Below are 25,254 nucleotides of genomic sequence, written 5' to 3'. Positions count from 1 at the left end.
CACCATAATAGCCACATTCACACATTTTTACACACTTTTTCACAGAATTTAGCAATAGTTATCAATTTTACAATTACTAGATTCTGTTTTATGATTTATTTAGGAAATCGAATTAAATTTCAAGGAGGTATTCAATTGAAAGCATATACTCATGCAACAATTATTGTAGGAAATGGTGAAATGATCGAAGACGGGGTTTTATTAGTAAATGACAAAAAAATTCTCAACATCGGTAAGCAAATTACGATACCAGAAGAAGCTGATATTATTGAGTTACATGGGAAATTTGTAACTCCTGGTTTGATTGATGTTCATACCCATTTAGGTGTCCATGAAGAGGGGGTTGGCCCTGCAGGTGCTGATTTTAACGAGATTACTTCAGCAACAACGCCTTATGTCCGAGCTTTAGATGGACTCAATCCCATGGAAAAAGGATTTGAAGTTGCTCGCCGTGCCGGAATTACAACAGTTCAGGTTTTACCTGGGAGTGCCAATGTGATTGGTGGAGAAATCGTTACAGTCAAAACTGCTGGGAAGATTGTCGATGAGATGGTTGTAAAAAGTCCTTCTGGAATGAAAGCTGCTTTTGGAGAAAACCCCAAGCGGGTTCACGGAGATAAATCTGCAAAAACACGAATGGGAGTTGCTGCAGTTTTCCGTCAAGAGCTTATTAAAGCGGAAAACTATCTGAAAAAATTAGCCAAAGGCGAGGATGTTCCACGCGACTTAGGGCTTGAAAATTTGGCAAAGGTACTCCGCAAAGAAATACCGCTAAGAGCACATGCTCACCGCGCAGATGATATTGTGACCGTCCTTCGTTTAGCGAACGAATTTAAGATTGACGTGACAATTGAACATTGCACGGAAGGACACCATATTGCAGACTTTATTAAAAAGTATAACGTCATGGTTGCCGTTGGACCAACGATGTCTTCTAGATCGAAAGTAGAAAATGCTGATAAAGGCTGGCATACTTTGCTTGCGCTTGAGGAAGCTGGGGTTCCCTTTTCGATTACAACCGATCATCCAGTAGTAGGAATTGAATATTTGATAACCTCAGTGATTCAAGCTGTGAAGAATGGTCTAAGCGAAGAGTCAGCTTGGAAATCAGTTACTCTCAATGCAGCTAAACATATTGGCATTGAAGATCGTGTTGGTTCTCTAGAAGTAGGCAAAGATGCTGACTTTGTCATTTGGAGTCATCACCCCTTTGACGTTTCAGCAAACGTCGAGAAAACGATCATCGAGGGCGAAGTGGTTTTCGAAGATTAATAGTTTTGAGTTTTGAAGCGTTGCAAAGCAAACCAATACTAATGACTCACAGTAAAAAACACTTGAGATTGTGAAATCTCAAGTGTTTTTTGTACGTTGTATTCTTTAAAACGCTTTTGTCATACCACCATCGACCAAAATCATTTGCCCTGTAATATACGTGTTAGCTCCTGAACCTAAGAATACTACCGTTTTAGCAAACTCCTCTGGTTCTCCGTATCGGCCCAACGGTATATTACTCTCAGCTTGAGCTTTGACTTGATCAGAGCTTAATGCTAATTTCTGGGCTTTTATTTCATCCAATTCTGCTGTCCGTTCAGTTGAAATTCTTCCTGGACCAACAGTATTTATTAAAATTCCATCATTAGCCAATTCTTGAGATAAGCTTTTGGCTAAACCAATGATACCTGTTCGGAACGTATTAGATAAAATAAGGTTATCAATTGGTTGTTTAATTGAAGATGAGGTAATATTAATAATTCTTCCTTGCTGCTGTTTTCGCATATAAGGTAAAACCTCTCGGATTGCTCTTACATAACTCAATAAATTTAATTCAAAGGCATGTTGCCAATCTTCATCTCCAAAAGCATCAAATCCCCCAGCGGGTGGTCCTCCAGAATTGTTAATTAAGACATCAATTTTACCAAACCGAGCAACTGTTTCTGTTACAAGCGAACGAATATCTTCTACTATCTTCAAATCACAAACACAATAACCTATTTCAACTCCTGTTTGTCTTGTCAATTCTTCTGCAGTCTCTTTTAATCCAACCTCATTTCGACTCGCTAACATGACATTGGTACCTTCTTCGGCATATTTAAGAGCAATTGCTTTCCCTAATCCTTTACTAGAAGCTAATACTAGAGCAACTTTCCCTTTAAGTCCTAGATCCATTTTGATTACCTCACTTTGATTAGCTAAGATACTTGTGTATTATCATTCCCATTTGCAAGTTTTTCTTTTTTAGCTTTTTGCCACTGGAGAAAGATGATGACCGCAATAATTGTAAACCCAATTATATCTTGGATAAAGTTTGGATTCATAAATAACATGGCACCAGCAAATAAAACAATTCTAAATAACCAATTCATTCTTGTTAAAAAGTATCCTTCTGCTGCGGTCCCTAACATCATTACTCCAGTTACTGATGTAATAATTACTAGAATTCCACCCATTATTGTTGTATCAATGAGTAATAAAGACTTATTGAAAACAAACATATATGGAACTATAAAGCCTGCAATGGCTAGCTTCATAGAAACAAACCCGGTCCTCATCTCGTTCCCACCTGATATACCAGCTGCTGCAAAGGAAGCTAAGGCTACCGGTGGTGTAATGTTAGCGAAAATTCCAAAATAAAATACAAATAAATGGGCAACAAGTGGCTCAATTCCTAACTGCACCAATGCAGGAGCCGCCATTGTAGCTGTAATAATATAGGTAGGTATACTTGGTAGTCCCATTCCTAGTACAATACAAGCGACCATCGTAAACATGAGTGTTAACAAAAGACTGTCACCACCTAAAGTGACAATACCATTAGCAAGCTTAAGACCGAAACCTGTTAAGGTGGCAATCCCAACGATAATTCCTACAGCTGCACAGGCGATAGCTACCCCAACAGAAGTACGGGCCCCCGTCTCAAGAGCTTCAACTATGTCGCGGAAGGACATTCTTGTTGTTTTTCGGAACATACTTACAACAACCGTGACAATAATAGTTAAAAACGCTGAAAAGATAATCGTTTTTCCACTGAAAAATAGCATATACATCAAGAAAATTAATGGTATTAATAAATGACCTCTTTCTTTTAATACCTCTTTTACCTTTGGTAGGTTCTTACGTGAAATCCCTTCTAAACCTTCTTTAGACGCACGTAAATGAATTTGAGTAATAATCCCTAAATAAAATAGTAATGCAGGTAAAAGAGCGGCTAACGCAATTTGCCGATAAGGGATCCCTAACATTTCAGCCATAATAAATGCTGCGGCACCCATGATTGGTGGTAGTATTTGTCCTCCTACAGAAGCAGATGCTTCTACAGCTCCCGCAAAATCTTTTTTATAGCCAATCTTCTTCATTAGCGGAATAGTAAAGGCACCAGTAGTTACTACATTGGCAACAGCAGCACCATTAATACTCCCTAAAAAGCCACTAGCAATTACAGCTACTTTTGCAGGACCTCCCTTTGATTGCCCGGCAATGGCCATTGCTAAATCATTAAAAAATTGACCCATACCAGACTTTGAGAGAAACGCTCCAAACAAAATAAATAAAAATATATAGGTTGCCGAGACACCTATAGCAGTTCCATAGATTCCTTCAGTTGTTACGTAGAGAAAGTTGACAATATCGCTCCATTCGTAGCCGCGATGCTTAAAAATCCCACTCATCTCTCTACCATATAAACCATATATTAGAAAGAGAACAGCCAGAGTTGGTAACCCCCAACCTGTAACCCGCCTTGCTGCCTCTAAGACGAGGACTACTAGAATTCCGCCAAAAACAAGATCCAACTGGTTTGGAAGACCACCTCTTTGAATAATCCCTAAATATTCAACAAAAACATAAACCGTTGTCGATAATGCCATAAGTGCAAGAATGACGTCATATAATGGTAACTTATTTCGGTTTGACTTTTTAAAAGGTGGATAAAGGAGATAAATCAATATTAAAACGACAGCCACATGTAGCGAGCGATGTTTTAATGTAACTGGCATGCCAAAATACGATGTATATAGATGATATAAAGATAAACCAACTGCAATTAACATTACAATAAGTGCGATTGACTTTTTTTCAAAGACACGAAACCTTGATTCATTATCATATTTTTCTAGAATTTTTCTTTGCTCACTATTTAATTGTGGTTCCTCAAACTTAACTTTTTCAGCCATGCCTTCACCTCTTTTCAATATAAAATTGCATTTGAGTAAAGTGTGGAAGATCTTCTGGAGACATGATTCTTCTTCCATTTATGAACAGTGTAAACTCTGCGTTATGCGAGTGGATCCATCGAAACTGACTTATCTTTTGGCTTAAGTCTGTTATTACTGTATAACCGTCTTGATTACTAACTGTACCCTCGAGCTGATGTGGAACACCAGCACCATATGACTTAAATCTAGTTTCTATGAGCTGTAACCCAAAATCATCTAGTACTTGATATACTTCGATCCATGGAGTTAGCTCAACAGAGTGAATCCAGTGAACCTCAATTTGATCGTGAATGTTTATACTAAACCTACCATAAACAGTATCACTTCTTTGCTCTTCGATAACTAATTCAAGGCGAGCTTTGTGATACTCTCCAAAAGCTAACCAGGTAACTACCAATCCTACCAATAATAAAACTAGTCCACCAATTGCCAATACGCTTAATTTTTTGCTCATAATAGTGTAGGGGCTGACCATTGAGGCAACCTGTTTGGTAGCCTTAAAGTCAGCCTCTTCCCTTTCTTTCAAACGATTATTTAAGAGCGCCTACTTCTTTAAAGTACTTTTCTGCTCCAGGATGGAATGGTACCGGCATCCCTATTGAGACAGCGTCTAAAGAAATGTTTGTGGCGGCATTATGTGATGCATGAATCACATCGAGATTTTCAAAGATTGTCTTTGTAATCGCATACACAACATCTTCAGACAAACTGTTATTTACTAATAAAACATTCGTAATTGATGCAGTTGGAATATCTTCGTCATTGTCATACGTCCCAGCTGGAATAATATTTGCCGAGAAGAACGGATAGTTTTCTTCTAAATAATCCATTGCTGCACCATCAATCGGGACGATCTTTGCTGGGTGTGTCGTAGATAAATCAATAACTGTTGCATTTGGAACCCCACTAGTAACAAAAGCTGCGTCAATCATGCCATTTTTAATTTGGTCAACCGCTTCACTGTATGAAAGGTAATCTTCATTTATGTCATCGTAGGACATTCCGTAAGCTTCAAAGATTAATCTTGCATTTAATTCTACACCTGAATTCGGAGCACCGACTCCTACTCTTTTACCTCTTAAATCTTCAACTGTATTTATTCCAGAATTAGCAGTTGTAACAATTTGCACAAAGTTTGGATAAAGGGCTGTTAGACCTCTTAACTCTTCTTTCGGAGCTTCACCTTCAAAAGCGCCACTTCCCTCATAAGCTTGTAAAACTGCATCAGCCATTGTAATTGCTAACTCTGCACGGTTAGTAGCTAATAGATTAATATTTTCAACAGAAGCACCTGTAGCCTGAACAGATGTATCAATCTTTAATGTTCCTTCTAAAAGGTTAGAGATAGCACCACCAATTGGGTAATAAACTCCTGATGTACCTCCTGTTGCAACTGTAACGAATAAATCATCAAAGCCTTCAGCTTCTTCTGCTCCACTGTCTGTGTTACTTTCCGTCTCACTTGGTGATTGCGTTTCTTTGCTAGAATCACTACATGCAGCTAAAAGCATAAGTAATAAACTAGCAAAAATAATAAGTATTTTTTTCATGTTTAAATCCCCCTAATGTATTTTGTCTTACACTAGTAATTTGCAAGAAGCATGCCAATTTTTCAATAGTCTACAAAATCCACTATTTCTGAAAATAAAGATAATTATCTCGAAAATAAAACGGCAAAATTTGCCGCTAGGGATTTTTTTGCCGTTTTTAACGACTACTGAACTGTTTTAATTTCTCTCTTAAACCTCGCTCACTAATTCCTAACATTAGGGCTGTTTTTTTACGATGATTGCCGTTGGCCTTAAGAGTTTCTAATATGAATCGTTTTTCTAACTCCTTTAATGTCATACCAACAAAACTTGTAATATCTCCACTATCACTAATTAACTGTGTCCGAGTTGTCTCCCTAAGTTGTGGTGGTAAGTCAGTAATTCCTATGTAAGGACCGTCAGAAATCACCATTGCACACTCAATAATATTTGAAAGTTCACGAATATTACCAGGGTAATCATATGACAGCAAACTTTTTTCAGCTTCTGGCGTAATTCCTTTTATATCTTTACCTAATTCCTGATTTAATTGTTTAATAAATTGATAGATCAGAACATGTAGGTCGTCTTTTCTTTCTCTGAGCGGTGGAATATTAATTTCGATGACATTTAAGCGAAAATATAAATCTTCTCGAAACTCACCGTCTTTGATTGCTTGAATTAAATCTTTATTAGTAGCAGCAATTACACGAACGTTTAGCTTGATTGTTTTATTGGATCCGAGTGGTGTTACTTCCTTAAGTTGAAGAACTCTTAATAATTTCACTTGTAACGCCACCGGCATGTCACCGATCTCATCTAAAAAAATTGTCCCGTTTTGGGCCAGTTGAAATTTCCCTTCTTTATTTGAAACAGCACCTGTAAATGCTCCTTTTTCGTAACCAAATAATTCACTTTCTAAGAGTTGGTCGGGAATCGCCGCACAATTTACGATTTCAATATGTTCTTTTTTTCGTTTTCCAGAGAAATGGATAGCTCTTGCAACAAGTTCCTTACCAGTTCCACTTTCTCCACCAATTAATACATTGGTATCGACATCCTTTACCTTATCAATGAGTTGAAATACATGTTTCATTTGCTCACTTTTACCAATCATTTCTTGATACCGGTATTTTTTTTTCAAGCTCTTTACTTAAGTATTCAACTTGATGGTTTAATTGCCGAAACTGAAGTGCATTTTTAATCGTAGATCGAAGCTCATCCATATTAATCGGCTTTGTCACATAAGAAAAAGCCCCTTTCTGTAAAGCTTCCACTGACGTAGAAATTGTTCCGAAAGCTGTAATCATAATAATGGCGATGTCCGGTTGGATTACTTTTAGCTTTTGAATGATTTCAATCCCATTCACATTACCTATTTTCAAGTCTAATAGACATAGCTGAAAATGCTCTTCTTCAACATACTTTATGCCTTGATATGGATCTGTCGTAGCAGTTACATTAAAGTCGTCCTCTAATGCAAAGGTAAGCGAAGAACAAATTGCCGCCTCATCATCAATAATTAAGATTTTCTCCATGAGTTGTTTCTCCTTTCTTTGAAAACTTTAAGGTCATTGTCGTTCCAAATCCTTTTTCACTTTTTATTAATAAGCTCCCATTGTTTTCTTTCATATACTGCTGTGCGATGGCTAAACCTAATCCCGTTCCTTTTGGTTTTGTTGTATAAAACGGTTCGAAAATCCTTTCAATTTCTTCATTATTCATCCCTATTCCTTGGTCAATAATTTCAATTATCACATCATTTTCACGGGTAAATGCTTTTATTTCTATCACAAGATTACCTTGTTCCTTACTTGTCATTGCATCAATACTATTTATAATTAAATTAATAACAATTTGTTTTAACTGATTTCGATCCGCCTCTATGAATAAATCATCCTGAACTAAGCTACTTAATGTAAAGCCCTTATTTTCAACTGTTCGATCAAACAATATGACACATTCATTTACAACTTGAGCCGCGTCTACAATTTCTTTATTAAAACTCCTCGGTCTTGCATAATCTATCAAGCCTTCAATTAATTGATTAATTCGATTAATCTCTACTGGCAGATAAGTAGAAATTTCGTCTTGAAATCGTTTATTTTCAATTTTTTTAGGAATTAATTCTACAAATGTTTTAATTGAAGTTAAAGGATTGCGAATCTCATGAGCAATTCCAGCAACAACCCTACTTAACGCTTGGTTTTTTTCCTGCTCGAAAATTTGTTGCTTTAACTTACGATCTTCGGTCCCATCTTCAAATGTTAGTATTAAGCCAGTAATCTTTTGCTCGTAATCATACTGGGGATAGATATAATAACGAAGAAAATACTCTCGGTCCTCTAGATACCAAAATGTTTCTTCGACTAAATATTTCTCGCCTTTTTGTAGAACACTCTCAATCCTATCGCTTAATAAATCCTTTAAAAGTTTAATTTCTTCATAATGTTTCCCAATCTCTTTACCAGAAACACCTGCTATTTCCATAGCTTTAGGATTGAGAGTCGTTACTTTCTTTTCTTTATCACACGTGACAATCCCTCTTGGACTACTATTAAGTATTTGTTTTTGAAACAAATAATTATTTTTCGTTTGCTCATTTTGCCGCTTTAGCGTTGTATTTAACTCAGATAGGTCCTTGGTCTTCTTATCAATCATATTTTGCAATTGACGATTCCAACGAATTCCAAGAAGAAAAAGTAAAAGTGAAACTCCAAGTAGACCTCCAAAAAGCTGGGTGATAAACAAAAGTCTTTCTGACGCTTGTTGATCATTTTGGGCAAACCATTCATGGTAAATCTCACTGTAGGATCCTTCACTCTTAATGGTACGAAGACTTCGATTAATTTGATTTAACAATTGATAATTTCCTTTTTGGACAGCAATTGTATATTCAATGGGCAATAAGTTACTAGCGACAAATTTAAACTCCTCTTCCAAGCCCAATCGCTTAAGATAGTGCTCTGCCACTAGATGATCTCCAATAAATGCTACAGCTCGTCCATTTGCTAATAGCTTTAACGCATCAAATTGGTTACTAGTTGTATTGTATTTGATTCTTCTTATGTTCCGCATAAATTCATACTCAACAGTTCCTCGTTGCAAAGCTGTTACCTTATTAGATAAGTCATTAATACCTTCAATACTGTAGTTCCCCTCGCTAACAAGTAAGCCCAGTGATGAAGTTAAAAGTGAATTAGAAAATTCCATAAAAAGAGCATTTTGCTCTAAAAAATGAATACTCAAAATGACATCTATTTCTCCATTTTGCAATGCCTTTATTGCATTTTCTTTGGTAAGAGGCTGATAATCGATTTGAAAGCCTTCTAGTTCAGCAATTAAATTCATAACATCTATTGAAAATCCTCTATAGACACCGTTTTCTTCAAATTGTATGGGTGACAAATAGGGATCAAATGCTACTCGTAATTGATTTTGTTCAGCAGATACAAGAATATTTTTTTCGAAAAAAAACATTGAACTTAAGAAAAAAACAAACAAAACGATCCGTGTGTCCAAAAGGCAGATTCCTCCTTTTCTACATTATATTAGGCTGTTTAAAGTTTTCGTAAACTTTGTTGCTTTTAGGTCGTCTTTTGAGAATAAATAAGCTTTTTGGGACAAATTTATTTGTCCCAACGGCTTATTTATTCTCAAAAGCTTCACGCTAAGCGTGAAGAACCAAGCATTCGCTTGGTTACGACCTAAAAGCTATTAGCAACATCTTTTAGAAAAGAGCGTTAAATTAAATAAACAGAATTACTTAAATTTTAACATAATTAGAGAAGAGTAGGATAAAAGAAAAGCCTTTTAAAAGTATATCAACCTTTCATTATCGTATATAATAGATCAGTAGACTTACATTTATAAGTAAAGGGGTATAGTTATGCTTAATTGTCGTGAAGATATTTATTTTTTAACTAATCAACTTGTCAATATTGAGAGCATAGTAAATACAGACGGGGAAAAAGAAATTAGCCAAGCAATTCACACGTTAATTTCTTCATACTCCTATTTTCGCGATAACCCGGACTATTGTATCAAGCAACAAACAATAAATGACGATCGCGAACGATATAATGTCATTGCTTTTGTTAAAGGAACTAAAAAGAAAACTAATAAAACTGTGATCTTGATGGGACATCTAGATACTGTTGGAATTGATGATTTTAATCACCTGAAGGACAAAGCTTGCTACCCTGATGAACTTTATGACGCATTAAAAAAAGAGCCTATTCCAACACTTGTTGAACAGCATTTACATTCCAAAGAGTATATGTTTGGTAGAGGTGTTCTTGACATGAAGAGTGGTGTTGCTAGCCATCTATACCTCTTAAAATACTACTCTGAACATCCAGAAGAGTTAGAAGGAAACCTTGTAGTTGTGGTTGAATGTGACGAAGAAGATAGTTCACATGGAATCCTTTCCTCGCTCCCTTTATTAAAAAGCCTAAAGGAAGAACACCAATTTGAATATGTAGGGGCAATTAATTCAGATTTTGTTTCACCACGGTATGAAGGAGATCCTAATCGTTATATCTATAAAGGTACTGTAGGAAAACTATTACCATCCTTTTTTATCACAGGTGCTGAGACTCATGTTGGTTCATGCTTTGAAGGGTTAGATCCAAATTTTATTGCAGCAGAACTAACTAAACAAATTAACTATAATCCTGAACTTTGTAATGAGGCATTTGGAGAAACAACCGTTCCACCAGTATCCTTAAAACAAATGGATTTAAAGCCTTCTTACACTGTACAAACAGCGCTTGCGGCTTATGTATATTTCAACTTTTTTATCCACTCCTGGTCACCAAAGGATGTCTTAGAGAAGTTAAAAGTGCAAGCGGAGATCGCCTTTACAAATGCACTTGAAACGTTTAAAAATAGATATCAATTATTCAGCCAGATGAGCAATCAACCTTTTATTGATGTACCATGGCAGCCGCGAGTTCTCACATATGAGGAAATGGATCAATTATTAATGGCGGAACACGGAGATCCATATGCTACCCATATGGATGACTTTAAACAAAAACTGTTATTAGACACGGACCTTGATACAAGAATGTTCTCTGCCAAGGTCGTTGAAGAAGCATGGAAATGGATGAACGACAGAAGTCCAGCTATCATCGTTTTTTATTCTTCTTTATATTCACCTCGAATTGAAGTGACAGGAAAAGATGAGTTAGAGAAAAACCTAATTGCTGCCCTTGATAATGCAGTAAACAAATTTCAACCTAATTATTCACATCCAATTGTAACGCGAAATTTCTTCCCCTACATTTCTGATATGAGTTTTGTGGCCTTGAGTGACGATGAAGAGGGAATTAACGCGGTTTCTAGTAATACACCATGCTGGGGCTCAAAACTATTTGTAAACTATCAGGATATTCGAGAAATTAATGTCCCAGTAATAAATATTGGCCCATATGGGTTTGATGCTCATAAACAATATGAGCGAGTCGAGCTTTCATATTCCTTTGAAATTGTCCCCAATTTAACAAATGAAGTTATTAGAAAGTTACTACAATCATAGGCTAGCGAATAAAGAACCTCCCTCGCCTTGGATAATTACCACTAAAAAGGATAAATTAACATTGTCTGGAGGTGAGGTTGTGGCTAAAAACAATAAGAACTCAAAACAACATTCGAATAGTGATGCTGCTGCTCTTGGCAATTCTGAAGTAAGTGCTGAAGTCGAGGTAAGAAGTCGTAAAGTCACAAATGAAAATAAAAATAATTTACATGATGATCCTGAGTTTTATATCGGTCAGGAACCCGACGAAACAAAGTAAAAAATAATCTTTCCGCCAAGAAAAGCGCAAGCGCCCTGTTAAGCCCCGACTAGCAAATGTTCTTCGAGAAAAAAAGTGTGTTCTTTCACTTTTATTCTCGAAGGTTATTTGACCTCGAGGGGCTGGGCGGTGGAGCTAGACAGTTATTACGTTGAAATTTTATACATTCTTATCTTTTAAAAAAAGCGCTGAATCCGATCAGCGCCTTTTTTTACTATTGATAGGTAAATGCACTTCCACTTTTGTTCCAATTCCTTCTTTACTATAAAACGAAATCGTTCCTCCGTGCTGTTCTACAATTTTACTACTAACTGTCAGTCCTAGACCTGTTCCTTTTTCTTTAGACGAATAAAAAGGTTCCCCGAGTTTTGTCAAAATTTCTTCAGATATCCCTAAGCCTTCATCTTCAACTGTAACAAAAACGTCCTCATTACTGTTTTTATTAATATTCACCCAAACATTGCCTTTTTCATTAGAAGCCTCAATCGCGTTTTTTATTAGGTTTATAAATAGTTGTTTAAGTAAGTTTTCCTCACATTCAATCATTACGTTTTCTTTTTGTTCAAAACGAATACGAATATTATTCATATTTGCTTGTGGCTCCAGTAAGGATACAATATCCGATACAATTATATTTAGATCATTTTTTGAGAAAAAGACTTTTTGTGGCTTGGCTAATAATAGTAACTCGCCGACAATATGATCTATTCTGTTTAACTCTTTACACATAATGTCGTAATAAGTGTTATTTTCTTTGTTCTGTTCCTTTAGCAGCTGTAAAAAGCCTTTTATTGATGTTAAGGGATTACGAATTTCATGCCCAACACTAGCAGCTAACTCTCCAACGATTGAAAGCTTTTCACTTCGTCTTACTTGTTCCTCTGCTATCTTCTTATCTGTTATATCGCGCCCAATAACAACTAATGCCTTCCTCGTTCCGTCTTCATTAAACAACGGAACTTTAATCGTATCAAAATATTTTGTTGAGCCATCTGGAATTGGGATTTCTTCTTCACATCTAGTTATTTTACCGTTTTGCCAAGTTTGTTCATCCGAACTTTCACAATGGAGGAGTGCTTCGCGATAAAAATCTGTATACCTTGCAAGCTCTGAATCCTTTTTTCCATGGTAATCAACATTTTCTAATTGAAATAGTTTAAGTCCAAAATCATTTGCCTTAATCCAACGACCTTCACCATCTTTAAAGTTTACGAAATCTACCATAGAATTAATTAATGTCGTGAGCTTTTCCTCTTGCTCTTTCGAGGAATTCAATTCTTCTATTTTATTTAAGACAAAATAAATGATTGTTCCCGTTATAAGTACGTAAAATATTCCTTTTACTTTTGAACGACCAAAATCCACTCTAGTGGAATATATAAACCTACTAAAAAGTCGGTTAAGAAAACCCAAGAAACTCCAAGAATAATATAGAGGAGGAAAATCTTCTTATTTTTTTTCAACATTTAGTGCCCCTTTACTAGCTAATCCAATGCAAACTATATTTTATCACACTTACTAATAATTAGATGTTGGTAATATTTTTATTTAAACGCTCTTTTCTAAAAGATTGTTTGTATTTGCTTTTAGGTCGTAACCAAGCGAATGCTTGGTTCTTCACGCATTGGGTGAAGCTTTTGAGAATAAATAAGCAATTGGGACAAATAAATTTGTCCCAATTGCTTATTTATTCTCAAAAGACGACCTAAAAGCAACAAAGTTTACGAAAACACTAATTAAAAGATTTAAACTTCCTCCCTAGTAAAACGTTCCTACACTTTACTCACTTCAAAGACAACTACTTGATCAGTCTCTGTTGCCGCTTCATCGGTATAATCTTTGAAAACTTTCGCCGTTTTAAATCCGACTTCTGCTAATAGTTCTTTTAACTCTTCAATATAATATAGCTTTATTAATAACTCCATTTCCTCAGTTTCAATCACTTTCTCCCCATCGACTAAGTCATATTTTAATGGCCAACTAAGAATACGATTCTCCTCATCATAGGTAGACTTTGAGTATTGAACGATTTCTTTGCCATCTTCTCTTACTTTTCGGTTCGATTCAATCCAGTCAACGCTAGGTTTCATAAAAAAAGCTGGGGTAAGAATTTCAAAAAGCAATTTACCCTCTTGTTTTAAACAGGTATGAAAATTTAGCAAGCTCTTCATCAGTTTCTCTTGTTCAGTAATGACTCCGAGTGAACCCGCCGGGATCATGATCAAATCGTATTGCTTTTCTGATGTAAATCCTCCGCTTTAACAACCTTTAAGTTGCAATTTAAATTTTTCTCTCTAGCTTTTTGCTCGCAAGCTAGTAGCATATCCTCTGAAACATCAAATCCATCAATTTGATAGCCTCTTTCTAAAATTGGGATTAAAAATCTACCAGAACCACACATTGGCTCCAATATTTGCATTTCCTTGTTCTTTAGATATTTCAAATAGAATTTCAACTCATTTTGCGCTGGTTCCGGCTTATCTAAGTCGTAAATTTGCGTACATAAACTTCCATAGTATTTCATTATTGTTGCCCCCTTGCTAATTATCCTACTAAGGATGAATATTCGCCTTAAACATTTGGTAATCCTTTTCCAATTCACTAAATTGTCCAAAATAGGAACGATTTTTTTATAGCTTATAAATAATATATGTTTCAACTCTATGATACCTAATTGCTTCTAGTAAATATCTTCAATATATTACCTATTAAAATAAATAGAGTAATAGGTTACTCTTGTAGTAGTTAAATGAATTTATTATAAACTATTTAGGAGGATTTAGAATGACACAGAAGATATTTGCAGCCTTCCTCATCGTAATGCTTTTCCTCACTCCATTTTCTTCCATACATTCTGAGGCAAAAGGACCGGCAAAAAAAACAAGTGATGATACAACAGTTGTAGATGGGACGGGTAAGGGTAGCTCGAATAGTAAGCATAACCGTACAACAGAGCCTACGCTTGAACCTGTATCTGAAATTATTGAAGAACCTTCACCAGTTGAAGAAGAGTTTGTTGAACCAATTCCTAGTAAGGAGTTAGTAAATTACACTGTTCAATCTGGGGACACGCTTTGGATTATTTCGCTAAAATACGAGACTACTGTGGAAGAAATCAAAGCTTTGAATAACTTAACTAGCGACATGATTTATGTCGGACAAGTTCTTTTGGTACCAGCAAAAAACATCAAAGAAGAGCCAACAAATGAAAGTATCTTTTTAGTACTAGGCTATTACACAAAGTATTGGGACAATGATTTAACTGCCTACCGCTCTCTAGAAAACTATCATTCACACATTAATTCCGTTGCGATTACAACCTATCAGATCAATGCTAACGGGAGCATTGAAACAATTGCTGCACCTGAAGCATTAAAACTCGCTCATGAAAAAGGAGTCAAAACATACGCTACTATTCAAAATCATTTCCAACCTGAGCTAACTCATACTCTGCTTTCAAGTAGTGAATTAAGACAGACTGCAGTCCAAAACATCTACACTCTAGTTAAAAATGAGAGTTTCACTGGCGTCAATATCGATTTTGAAAATATGTATGCGACGGATCGTCAGCTATTCAACCAATTTATTAAGGAAGTCTCAGAATTCTTCACTCCAAAAGGATATGATTTAATCGTTTCTGTTTCTGCCAAAACAGCTGATAATCCAACATGGGCCTGGAGTGGCACCTTTGACTATGCCTTCTTGGGTCAATATGCAAAGTTACAATTGATGAGCTACGATAACTCTGGAACCTGGTCAACCCCTGGAGCAACTTCAGGTGTGGACTGGGTAGAAAATGTCTTAAAATATGCGACAACTCTTGTCCCTTCTGAAAAGCTATTAATTGGTCTACCAGCTTATGGATATGAGTGGTATACCGCAACTGGCAAAGGAATTCGTGCACTTTCTCTTAAACAAATTGATACAATTATCGCCGAAACAAAAGCAACTGTTCGCTTCGATGAAAAAACACAAACACCTTTTTTCACTTATAAAGATAACCAAGGCTTAGAACGAATCGTTTGGTTCGAAAATGAACAAAGTATTCAAGCAAAGATGAACCTTGTTTCTAAATATAATCTTGGCGGCGTATCGATGTGGCGGATGGGACTTGAAACAGACAGTTTCTGGAATACAATTACTAACCATTTAAAATAACGATAAAACCATAATGCCTAGTGGCATTATGGTTTTTTTTGCGTAATGTCCCCCATTATAAACCTCTCACGATCAAAAAAACCACTTTCATTTTATAAGATGAAAGTGGTTGTAAGAATTAGTAGTTCGATGGAATTTGAGAAAAATCAACTGGGCCATCTTCAATTAAATGGCAAGCTGCTTGATGAACCTTTCCAGGTAGCGAATGTAGCTGTGGCTCTTCTGTTGAACATCGATCAAAAGCAAATGGACAACGTGTATGGAAACGACAGCCAGATGGCGGATTAATTGGTGATGGTACATCACCTTTTAGGATAATTCGCTCTTTTTTCTCAAAGATATTCGTACTTGGGATCGCTGATAATAACGCTTTTGTATAGGGGTGCTGGGGATTTTCAAACAGCGACTGTTTATCTGCAACTTCAACAATTTTCCCTAGATACATAACGATAATCCGATCAGAGATATGACGGACAACCCCAAGGTCATGGGATATAAATAAATAGGTTAATGCGAATTTACGTTGGAGATCCTTCAATAGATTTAATACCTGCGCCTGAATCGATACATCCAAAGCAGATACTGCCTCATCACAAATGATTAATTTAGGGTCAACTGATAGAGCACGTGCAATCCCAACACGTTGTCTTTGTCCACCACTAAACTCATGAGGATGACGGTCAATCTGGTGTGAACCAATTCCAACGGTCTCTAGTAAGTTTACAATTTTTTGTCGTCTTTCTTTCGGTGGAACAACCTTTTGTATCTCTAGCGCTTCCTCTAGAATCTGACTAACCGTTTGTCTTGGATTTAGGGAAGCATAAGGGTCTTGAAAGATAATTTGTAAATCTTTACGTTTTCTTCTCATTTGAGCTTTATTTAAAGCGAGTAAGTCCTCACCTTGGAAATTTATTTCTCCAGAAGTAGGCTCATCAAGGCGGAGAATCGCTCTACCTGTCGTAGATTTTCCGCAACCAGATTCTCCAACGATACTTACAGTTTCACCCTCATAAACTTCAAAGCTCACGTCATCCACTGCTTTAACATGATTTACAGTTCTACCGAAAATACCACCTTTAATTGGGAAGTATTGTTTTAAATTTTTAACTTCTAACAAGACTTTTTTACTCATGGTCAGCTGCAACCTCCTTGCTTGTATCCCACTTATCTGTATAGATCCAACAACGAACTTGGTCACCATCAGCAGCAGTTTCTAACTCTGGCAATTCGGATAGACAGATATCTCTAGCGTGCTCACAACGTGGAGCAAACCGACAGCCTTTAGGTAAATTAAATGGACTAGGTACAGATCCATTTATGACAGCTAAGTCACCTTCGTAGTCTTGATCATGTCTTGGAACAGAATTTAACAGCCCAACAGTATACGGGTGTTTTGGACTTGTAAAAAGCGTCTTTTTATCTGCATATTCAACAACTTTCCCGCAATACATTACAGCAACTTTATCACACATTTCGGCAACTACTCCAAGATCGTGAGTAATCATCATTAATGAAGTTCCAAGCTCATCTTGGAGCTTTTTGATAAGATCAAGAATTTGCGCTTGAATTGTTACATCTAAAGCGGTTGTAGGCTCATCGGCAATCAATAGCTCGGGATTACACGCTAAGGCAATCGCAATCATAACACGCTGACGCATTCCGCCAGAGAGTTCAAACGGATATTGCTTTGCACGTTTATCCGGAGAAGGAATTCCTACTAAGCTCAGCATGTCGACAGCTTTGTTCCATGCATCTTTTCGATTTAACTTTTGATGAATTCGAACGGACTCAGCAATTTGCTCTCCACAAGTTAATGTTGGATTTAACGACGTCATCGGTTCTTGGAAAATCATTGAAATTGAGTTTCCACGGATATCCATCATTTGCTTTTTGGACTTTTTTATTAAATCTTCACCTTTAAAGATAATTTCTCCACCAACAATTTTTCCAGCAGGTTCTTGTAAAAGACGGAGAATAGAAAGGGACGTAATACTTTTACCTGATCCAGATTCTCCTACAATCCCAATCGTTTTCCCTTTTTCTATTGAAAAATCTACGCCATCAACTGCTTTTACCTCTCCTTCATCAGTGAAGAAAGATGTTCGTAAATCTTTAACTTCTAATATTTTTTCATTTGATAATGTCATAGTTTTTCACCGCCCTTAATTCAAGTCAATCCGTTTGTTAATTAAACGGTAGGTAATATCTACAAGGAAATTTACAAAAACAAAGAGAACCGCACAAACGAGAATTGTTCCTTAGTACCATTGGGAAGTCGTACGCACGAATTGAGTCGATAATTAAACGACCTAACCCATTAATAGCAAAAACGGTTTCCGTAATTACCGCTCCTCCTAATAGACCACCAAACTGCAAACCAACAACAGTTACTACCGGGATAAGTGCATTACGAAGCGCATGTTTATAGATAACAAGTTTGTCGCTTACACCTTTAGCATAGGCAGTTCGAATGTAATCTTGATTAATGACCTCTAACATACTCGAGCGAGTCATACGAGCAATAATTGCTGCTCCACCAGTTCCTAATGTAATCGCAGGTAAAATCATATGCTTCCATGTTCCCCAACCAGCTACAGGAACCCAGCCTAAATTTACTGAGAAGAAGTAGATTAACATAATTCCTAACCAAAAGTTTGGCATCGAAAGTCCAAATAACGCAACAATCATAATCGATACGTCAGCAAAAGAATACTTTCTAGTTGCAGAAATAATTCCTGCAATTAACCCAATAATTACAGCTAAAGCAGTACCTATTAAAGCTAATTCAACAGTAATCCAAAAACGTTTATCAAAAATCTCTTGCGTAACCGAACGATTTGTTCGAATAGAATTTCCTAAGTCACCTTGAACAGCGTTTGTCACGTAACGTATATATTGAGTGTGGAGCGGATCATTTAAGCCTAGTTTTTCACGCATTGCTTCAACCTGGACAGGGTCCGCAGATTCTCCTGCCATAATTTGTGCAGGGTCACCTGGTAATAGATGCATCATGAGAAATACTGCTAACGTAACCCCAAACATTACAGGGATTGTTTGAAATAGCCTTCGTAAAATATATTCTAACATTTAGCTCACCATCCTTTATTATTTCGATTTCGGATCTAGCGCATCACGCAAACCATCACCAAATAAGTTAAATCCAATAACAACTAGTAATATAACCAGACCTGGGAATAGCGTTAAATGCGGTGCTTGAGCAATATATGAGCGCCCTTGGCTTAGCATCATTCCCCATTCAGGTGTTGGCGGCTGCGTCCCCATTCCAAGGAATGAAAGGGCACTAGCTGTAATAATGGCAGATGCGATGTATAGCGTTGCCTGTACGATAATTGGTGAGACGATATTTGGAAGAATGTGCTTAAAAATAATTCTAAGATCACTCGAGCCCATTGCTCTAATAGCGTCAATATACTCTAATTTCTTTACACTTAATGTTGAGCCACGAACAATCCTAGCAAATGATGGGATTGCAAAGAAGGCAACTGCTAAAATAACGTTCATTGTACTTGCACCCAGAACACTTACAATTGCTAATGCTAATAAAATCCCTGGAAATGCAAGGAGAACATCACAAATTCTCATAATCAATGAATCAATCCATCTACCATAATAACCAGCAACAATTCCAAGGATGACTCCGACAAACGCTCCGATGATTGTCGATACGATCCCGACAGTTAATGAAATTCTTGCTCCAATTAGAATACGGCTTAATATATCTCGACCTTTATCATCAGTTCCAAGCCAGTGCTCAGCAGATGGAGTTTGTAACTTTTTTGCCATTTGAATATCTAACGGATCGTGCGGTGCAATATAAGGAGCTAATATTGCTAACGTGATAAATATTAAAACAATAAATGCACCTGCCATAGCAGCTTTATTTTTTGCTAGCTTTTTATATAAAGCTGACCAACGTGCTGCTTTGGCATTGTGTACTTTAACAGGCACGCCTGTCGTAGGTTGTATAGATGGTTGATTCATAGCTTTCATCCTTTCGCTGTTTTGTAACATTTGTAATATTTCTAACAATTCTATTCTATAATAGCTAGAATATAGAATTATTACAATAGTTTTAATTATATAATTTAATTGTTTTCATTATAAGTTTTTTTACATTAAAGCGCTACAGGGATGATTTGTCAGTTTGCTTATTCCGTCTTTCGAAGAGTATCTTTTGTTGTAAAAAAAAAATATATATTATCAAAATATAATTCTAGTAATTACTAGTAATCTTCAAAATATGACATGCTCTTTAATGAAATAAAGCGGATGTTATTTGAAATTTCATGTTTAAAATTGTCATTATTTGTTACTGAATTATTACAAAGTTACAAAAATATTAATTTTTTTGAAAAAGGTACTTGTGAATTTTTAATTTTTAGACTAATATAAAAATTAATCGTGGCAAACACGAATAACTAGTGTTGTAAAACACATAAAAAAAATAGGGGGTATTTATACAATGAGCTTAAAGAAGAATTTATTTCTTATGCTTGTCCTTGCACTAATGTTAGCATTAGCTGCATGTGGCGGTAAAAACGAAGCAACACCTACACCTGAGCCAACTGATCCTGGCTCACCTGAAACACCAGCACCTGCAGAAGGTGAAGAAGGCGGACATTTGGTCTTCGTAACAGGTGCAGATGCTCCTACACTTGATCCACACGGTATGAACGACACAGCAACATCTAACGCAACATCACAAATTTTCGAACGCTTAACTGATTATGCTGCAGATGGTTCTGTATATGGACTATTAGCAACAGAATTTGAAGCTCTTGATGAGTTAACTTGGGAATTCAAATTACGTCAGGGAGTTAAATTCCATGATGGTTCTGATTTCACAGCTAACGACGTTAAAGCTTCAATTGAACGCTTAATCGACCCAGAAGCTGCTTCTCCTCGTGCATTCATTCTTAACATGGTTGAAGAAGTAGTAGTTGTAGATGAGCACACTGTTCAAATTAAAACAAATATTCCATTTGCTCCTCTTCCTGCTCACTTAGCACATAACGCTGGTTCAATCATTCAAGCTAGTGCAATTGAAGAAGAGAACAACGGTGGTAAAACTATTACAGAACATCCAATTGGTACTGGTCCATTCAAGCTAACTACTTGGGATCGTGGTGCTGAAATTAAAATGGAAAGAAACGAAGATTATTGGGGAGAAAAAGCAAAGGTTGACACTCTTAGCTTTGTAGTTGTTCCTGAAGATGCTACTCGTATTGCAATGTTAGAAACTGGTGAAGCACATGCTGTTCTAGTTGGTGCTCCTGATGTAGCCCGTGTTGAAGCAATGTCTCAACTTGATACAGTTCGTATCCACGGAACTCGTATGGATTACTTAGGTTTTAACATGGACAAAGCTCCTTATGATAATATGAAAGTACGTCAAGCAATCGCTATGGCTGTAAACAAAGACGATATCGTTTATGGTATCTTAGATGGTCAAGGTGTTCCTGCAGTTGGACCTCTAGCTCCTACAGTTAATGGTAACTATCAAGGGTTAACTCCTCTTGATTATGATGTTGAAGCTGCTAAAGCATTATTAGCAGAAGCTGGTTTTGAAAATGGATTTAACACAACAATCTTCGTTAACGAAGGAAACAAAGCTCGTGCGGATATCGCTGAGTTAGTTCAACATCAATTAAGTCAAATCGGAATCAACGTAGAAATCAAAATCGTTGAGTGGGGAGCTTTCCTAGAGCAAACTGCTGCTGGTGAGCATGAGTTATTCATCTTAGGATGGACTACTGTAACTGGTGACGCTGACTACGGTTTATATGCTTTATTCCACTCTTCACAACATGGTTCACCTGGTAACCGTTCATTCTATAGCAACGATCGTGTAGATGAGTTACTAGACTATGCTCGTAGTGAAGCTGATCAACCAAAACGTAACGAAGCATACAAAGAAATTTCTGAAATTCTAGTAGAAGAAGCTCCAATGGTTTACCTACAACACCCTGACTTCGTATATGGTTTAAACGGAGTTACTGGATTATTCGTAGACTTTGGTGGCACTCCATACTTCAAAGGTGTATCTTTTAAATAATACGAATTAAAGGAGGTCCTCTAAAGGACCTCCTTTTTTAACGCTATTTAATATTAGTGATGATCGTTTGAAAAACATCGGGCCACCAGTCAAGCTTCCCGTATTCTTTACCAAATCTGACAATGACAGTATTGTTAATTGGAGACACATAAATGATCTGACCATATTTCCCTAGAGCAAATACGTCATCATCGCCTTCACTATTCCTAGTACTGTACCACATATAGCCGTACCTTGTGTTTCGCCCCTCTAAAAATGAATTGTCGTATTCTTCAAAGCTAATCGGAGTTTCAGTAATTGTTGATTGTTTCACCCACTCACGACTAACTAGTTGTTCATTCTGCCAACGACCTTCGTGTAAGATTAATGAACCAACTTTAGCGAAATCAATCGCTCTCGCATTAATTCCACTTTCCATCTTTTCAAATCCACTTCTTTCACTATCTAAACTCCAGGAAGCATCAAACTCTGATCCAATTTTACTCCATAGCCTTTTTTCCATATAGGTTGCTACTGCTTCTCCTGTACTACGTTCTAAAATAAGACCTAATAAGAGTGGATGATAATTATTATAATGAAAACTTCTATTGCCATTTTTAGTCAAGTTGGGTTTATTTAAGGCCAGATTTCTCATATCAGGCATATAATACGTTTTGGCGTCATCCCCAAACCAAAGGTTACCCTCTTTATAGGAAATAGGAGAACGCATCCGTAACAAATCCTCTATCGTAATTGTTTCAAATTCAGTACCAGCAAGTTCTGTAAGGTAATTTGTTATCGGCTCATAAACTGATTGGATAAAACCATCGTCAATTGCCATACCGACTAAAAGGGATACGAACGATTTTGCTGAAGAAAATGATGTATTAATTGAGTCTCTCTCATAACCATTGAAATAATTTTCGTATACTAGCTTATCATTACTAATAATTATAAAAGCGGTAGTACCTGTTTTTTCTAAGAGTACTTCTAGTGGATCGCTAGTATTAACATTGTTATAGGTATAATTAACCTCGTAGGTTTCCAAGTCTGTAAGTTCTTGTTTTTCATAATAGTAAGCTTGATCTGCCTTGTTAATTGGTCTCGAAGGAAAGATCTTATAATCTTCTATATCTGATTCGCCATAATTGATAATTCTTAGCATGTAATTCGGTGAGTAGGCAATAAATGAATACGTCAAAATTAGAACTAAAACTATGATTGGAATACTTGCTATTTTTATACCCGTTTTCTTTGTCGCCATACTCCTTCTCCTCCCAATATCACAAAAAAAACCTACTAAAAATATTCCACTGTTAGTAAGGTTATACCTTTAAAGGTAAATTTCTTTTGTTCTATTTTAGACCAGGAAGCTCTGGTTTTGTTATCATTGGTACTTCCCCACCTAAGACTTTTAAAAAGGCTAACAGATCAGCTTTTTCTTCAGCGGTTAAATTGAGTTCAGACATAAACATTTTCATAAAAATACTCTTATTAGGATGGTCATCACCACCTCGATTGTAAAATTCAATCACCTCTTCTAGTGTTTCAATACTTCCATCACGCATATAAGGTGCAGTATGAGTAATCCCGTATAACCCAGGAGTTCTAATCCTTCCTAGATCTCTTTCATCTTCTGTTACTGCATAACGACCTTTATCATCAGAGTTAATTCCAAGATTGTAGTACTCATTATCCGTTAAATTTTCTCCATTATGACAAGTAATACAAAAGGCTTTTCCTACAAATAAATCCAACCCTCTGATTTCTTGAGAAGATAACGCATCTCGATCTCCTTTTAGGAACTGATCATAACGTGTTTCGTTTACCACTATTAATCGTTGGAAAGCTGCTAATGCTTTTGCAACATTATCAATGGTAATGCCATCATGAAATGCTGCTAAGAAGAGCTCTTCGTAACCCTCAATGGCCTTTAACTTATCGACAAGTTCATCTAGAGGTTGATTCATTTCCCCTGGATCTTGAATAGGACCTAATGCTTGTTCTTCAAGAGTTTCTGCTCGACCATCCCAAAACAAACTCGTATAGAACCCTGAATTAATTACTGTAGGACTGTTTCTTGCTCCATCTGAACCGTCAATTTTTGTAAACGTAGCTTTACCATCACCATAACCTAATTCAGGATCGTGACAAGTTTGACAACTCACTTCATTATTTCCTGAGAGACGTGGGTCAAAGAATAAAACTTTCCCCAATTCAAGTACTTCTGCCGTCATCGGTGTATCGATTGGGATTGGTATTTCGCCTAGTGGTACTAGGAGCTCATTGTTTAATAAATTTTCAATGATTTCATCTAGGTTATTATTTTCCAGATCGATATTTTGTTCTGGTAATTGATTATCTATTAAGATTTGCTCTTGTGAATTCGCATTGGAACAAGCGATTAAATTAACACTTAATAAACAACTAAGCAGCAATAATCTCTTCATTTTAAATTCTCCCCTCTTACTTAACTTCATTTTCTCTATATTTTTATTTACTTATATTATAATCTCTCTTTTGTTTAGAAAGTGTGTAGTAATGTGAACAATATCTAAACAAAAAATCCTCAAAACTATTGAGGATTTAAAAAATGCCATTAATAAACTAATGATTATTTTCACGCTGAATACTCTCTAAATCACGCTTGGTTTTCTCAGAGCCATATTTATAAACTAGTTGATATAGTTGCTCAAGGTTTGTTAAAGATTCATAATTATCTTCCTCAACGTCTTGAAAATGAAAAGGACGTAAGAGGATATCAGACACATCATAAAGTTCATCACTGTATTTTCGGATAAAATTTGAAACCACTTCTAATTCTTGTTTCGTTACTTCGATTTCATATTGTATCAATTGTGAGTCATCTCTAACATGTTCAATTCCTAATTCAATAGGATTTAATGTCACATAGTACTTTTGTCGTTCTTCCATATTCTCAACTCCTTTAACAGGTATTTATAAACTCTCCAGAGAAACCCTCCTTTATTCTAACGGGTTCAAGTTTCCTATCACAAACATTAACAATGCAAGTCAAAATGAGTGACAATTTGCATATGAATTTGACACTCATTTTTTATTGGTGTAAAGCCATTTGGGTGGAAATAACTTAAAAATTTGTATAGTGAAATGCACCCCTACAATTTTACCCTCAATTTGATATACAATTTATCTTACAAAAAATTTAAAAATAAGCGGAGGTTTTTCGGTTAGATTGAAGAATAGAGCTCGCTACTGGGTAAATAAGCGGAAATTTTCCGATTAAGCAAAGCAAAATCACCCATTTTCACTCTTTTAGAGTCAATAGACGGAATCTTTCCGTCTATTTTAGCTATTTTCAGTGCTATTTTCTTATTAAGAGAAATTTCTCCGCCTATTTATCAAACCCTGCGGACTACCTCATCTATGTCCGTGAGGCTCTTTCTTTTATAATTTGGTAAGGAGCAGAATATTGAGGGGCGTTAGTTAGGAAAACAGCCTTATTCGAAAAAATCCCCTTA

The 25,254-nt window shown here is 36.3% G+C and carries 22 protein-coding genes and 1 pseudogene; 5 read left to right on the top strand and 18 right to left on the bottom strand.

The features are described from left to right. Positions 1–135: 135 nt before the first annotated feature. Complete coding sequence (locus tag H1D32_RS17880) at positions 136–1,272, top strand: amidohydrolase (RefSeq protein WP_261179621.1); 1,137 nt, start codon at positions 136–138, stop codon at positions 1,270–1,272. 105 nt (positions 1,273–1,377) lie between these two features. On the opposite strand, the gene H1D32_RS17875 is transcribed toward H1D32_RS17880, so the two are convergent. The 7 genes from H1D32_RS17875 to H1D32_RS17850 all read right to left on the bottom strand — a co-directional run bounded on the left by H1D32_RS17875 (position 1,378) and on the right by H1D32_RS17850 (position 9,262). Then, positions 1,378–2,166: an SDR family oxidoreductase gene (locus H1D32_RS17875; RefSeq protein WP_261179620.1), complete on the bottom strand. Its 789-nt coding sequence runs from the start codon at positions 2,164–2,166 to the stop codon at positions 1,378–1,380. A gap of 23 nt (positions 2,167–2,189) precedes the next feature. Continuing rightward, positions 2,190–4,169: a TRAP transporter permease gene (locus H1D32_RS17870; protein ID WP_261179619.1), complete on the bottom strand. Its 1,980-nt coding sequence runs from the start codon at positions 4,167–4,169 to the stop codon at positions 2,190–2,192. 4 nt (positions 4,170–4,173) lie between these two features. After that, a complete protein-coding gene (locus H1D32_RS17865; protein WP_261179618.1) occupies positions 4,174–4,737 on the bottom strand; it encodes a DUF1850 domain-containing protein in 564 nt (187 codons plus the stop codon). 4 nt (positions 4,738–4,741) lie between these two features. Then, a complete protein-coding gene (locus H1D32_RS17860; RefSeq protein WP_261179617.1) occupies positions 4,742–5,761 on the bottom strand; it encodes a TAXI family TRAP transporter solute-binding subunit in 1,020 nt (339 codons plus the stop codon). 157 nt (positions 5,762–5,918) lie between these two features. After that, on the bottom strand, positions 5,919–6,836 hold the full coding sequence (locus H1D32_RS17855; protein ID WP_314733448.1) for a sigma-54 interaction domain-containing protein: 918 nt from the start codon (positions 6,834–6,836) through the stop codon (positions 5,919–5,921). Positions 6,837–6,846: 10 nt separating this feature from the next. Beyond that, entirely contained in the window at positions 6,847–7,278 is a 432-nt protein-coding gene (locus tag H1D32_RS25095; RefSeq protein WP_314733447.1) for a response regulator, read from the bottom strand. After that, entirely contained in the window at positions 7,256–9,262 is a 2,007-nt protein-coding gene (locus tag H1D32_RS17850) for an ATP-binding protein (RefSeq protein ID WP_261179616.1), read from the bottom strand. Before H1D32_RS17850 ends, H1D32_RS25095 begins: the two co-directional genes overlap by 23 nt. Before the next feature lie 367 nt (positions 9,263–9,629). On the opposite strand from H1D32_RS17850, the gene H1D32_RS17845 reads away from it, so the two are divergent. Both H1D32_RS17845 and H1D32_RS17840 read left to right on the top strand, forming a co-directional pair. Beyond that, positions 9,630–11,282: a M20/M25/M40 family metallo-hydrolase gene (locus H1D32_RS17845; RefSeq protein WP_261179615.1), complete on the top strand. Its 1,653-nt coding sequence runs from the start codon at positions 9,630–9,632 to the stop codon at positions 11,280–11,282. Between the two features lie 79 nt (positions 11,283–11,361). Continuing rightward, a complete protein-coding gene (locus tag H1D32_RS17840) occupies positions 11,362–11,541 on the top strand; it encodes a hypothetical protein (RefSeq protein ID WP_261179614.1) in 180 nt (59 codons plus the stop codon). A 198-nt stretch (positions 11,542–11,739) separates the two neighbouring features. On the opposite strand, the gene H1D32_RS17835 is transcribed toward H1D32_RS17840, so the two are convergent. From H1D32_RS17835 to H1D32_RS17820, 4 genes are all read right to left on the bottom strand, one after another. Then, entirely contained in the window at positions 11,740–12,816 is a 1,077-nt protein-coding gene (locus H1D32_RS17835; RefSeq protein ID WP_261179613.1) for an ATP-binding protein, read from the bottom strand. A gap of 65 nt (positions 12,817–12,881) precedes the next feature. Next, positions 12,882–13,007 (bottom strand): hypothetical protein, encoded by a 126-nt coding sequence (locus H1D32_RS17830; RefSeq protein WP_261179612.1) that lies wholly within the window; start codon positions 13,005–13,007, stop codon positions 12,882–12,884. 306 nt (positions 13,008–13,313) lie between these two features. Next, positions 13,314–13,664 carry a hypothetical protein gene (locus tag H1D32_RS17825; RefSeq protein WP_261179611.1) on the bottom strand — a complete coding sequence of 117 codons (351 nt, stop codon included), beginning with the start codon at positions 13,662–13,664 and terminating at the stop codon, positions 13,314–13,316. A 98-nt stretch (positions 13,665–13,762) separates the two neighbouring features. Further along, positions 13,763–14,065: a class I SAM-dependent methyltransferase gene (locus H1D32_RS17820; protein WP_261179610.1), complete on the bottom strand. Its 303-nt coding sequence runs from the start codon at positions 14,063–14,065 to the stop codon at positions 13,763–13,765. Between the two features lie 260 nt (positions 14,066–14,325). Here H1D32_RS17820 and H1D32_RS17810 point away from each other — a divergent pair, with 260 nt between their 5' ends. Further along, a complete protein-coding gene (locus tag H1D32_RS17810) occupies positions 14,326–15,699 on the top strand; it encodes a glycoside hydrolase family 18 protein (RefSeq protein WP_314733446.1) in 1,374 nt (457 codons plus the stop codon). A gap of 118 nt (positions 15,700–15,817) precedes the next feature. On the opposite strand, the gene H1D32_RS17805 is transcribed toward H1D32_RS17810, so the two are convergent. From H1D32_RS17805 to nikC, 4 genes and pseudogenes are all read right to left on the bottom strand, one after another. Next, positions 15,818–16,831: an ABC transporter ATP-binding protein gene (locus H1D32_RS17805; protein ID WP_261179609.1), complete on the bottom strand. Its 1,014-nt coding sequence runs from the start codon at positions 16,829–16,831 to the stop codon at positions 15,818–15,820. Beyond that, a complete protein-coding gene (locus tag H1D32_RS17800) occupies positions 16,824–17,846 on the bottom strand; it encodes an ABC transporter ATP-binding protein (RefSeq protein WP_261179608.1) in 1,023 nt (340 codons plus the stop codon). The genes H1D32_RS17805 and H1D32_RS17800 overlap by 8 nt, the downstream gene beginning before the upstream one ends. 15 nt (positions 17,847–17,861) lie before the next feature. Beyond that, positions 17,862–18,786, bottom strand: a pseudogene (locus H1D32_RS17795) (ABC transporter permease). Positions 18,787–18,804: 18 nt separating this feature from the next. Beyond that, positions 18,805–19,701: a nickel transporter permease gene (nikC, locus tag H1D32_RS17790; protein WP_261179607.1), complete on the bottom strand. Its 897-nt coding sequence runs from the start codon at positions 19,699–19,701 to the stop codon at positions 18,805–18,807. Between the two features lie 481 nt (positions 19,702–20,182). Here nikC and H1D32_RS17785 point away from each other — a divergent pair, with 481 nt between their 5' ends. After that, a complete protein-coding gene (locus tag H1D32_RS17785; protein WP_261179606.1) occupies positions 20,183–21,775 on the top strand; it encodes a glutathione ABC transporter substrate-binding protein in 1,593 nt (530 codons plus the stop codon). Between the two features lie 43 nt (positions 21,776–21,818). Here H1D32_RS17785 and H1D32_RS17780 read toward each other — a convergent pair whose 3' ends face one another. From H1D32_RS17780 to H1D32_RS17770, 3 genes are all read right to left on the bottom strand, one after another. Further along, the gene (locus H1D32_RS17780; protein WP_261179605.1) at positions 21,819–23,018 is read right to left on the bottom strand and encodes a serine hydrolase domain-containing protein; all 1,200 of its coding nucleotides are present in this window, start codon (positions 23,016–23,018) and stop codon (positions 21,819–21,821) included. Between the two features lie 91 nt (positions 23,019–23,109). Further along, entirely contained in the window at positions 23,110–24,204 is a 1,095-nt protein-coding gene (locus H1D32_RS17775) for a cytochrome-c peroxidase (protein ID WP_261179604.1), read from the bottom strand. Between the two features lie 157 nt (positions 24,205–24,361). Then, positions 24,362–24,688, bottom strand: coding sequence for a hypothetical protein (locus H1D32_RS17770; protein WP_261179603.1), 327 nt, complete (start codon positions 24,686–24,688; stop codon positions 24,362–24,364). Positions 24,689–25,254 lie beyond the last annotated feature (566 nt).

Source organism: Anaerobacillus sp. CMMVII (assembly GCF_025377685.1).
Classification (GTDB): Bacteria; Bacillota; Bacilli; order Bacillales; family Anaerobacillaceae; genus Anaerobacillus.
This window is presented reverse-complemented; position numbering and strand designations above follow the sequence as displayed.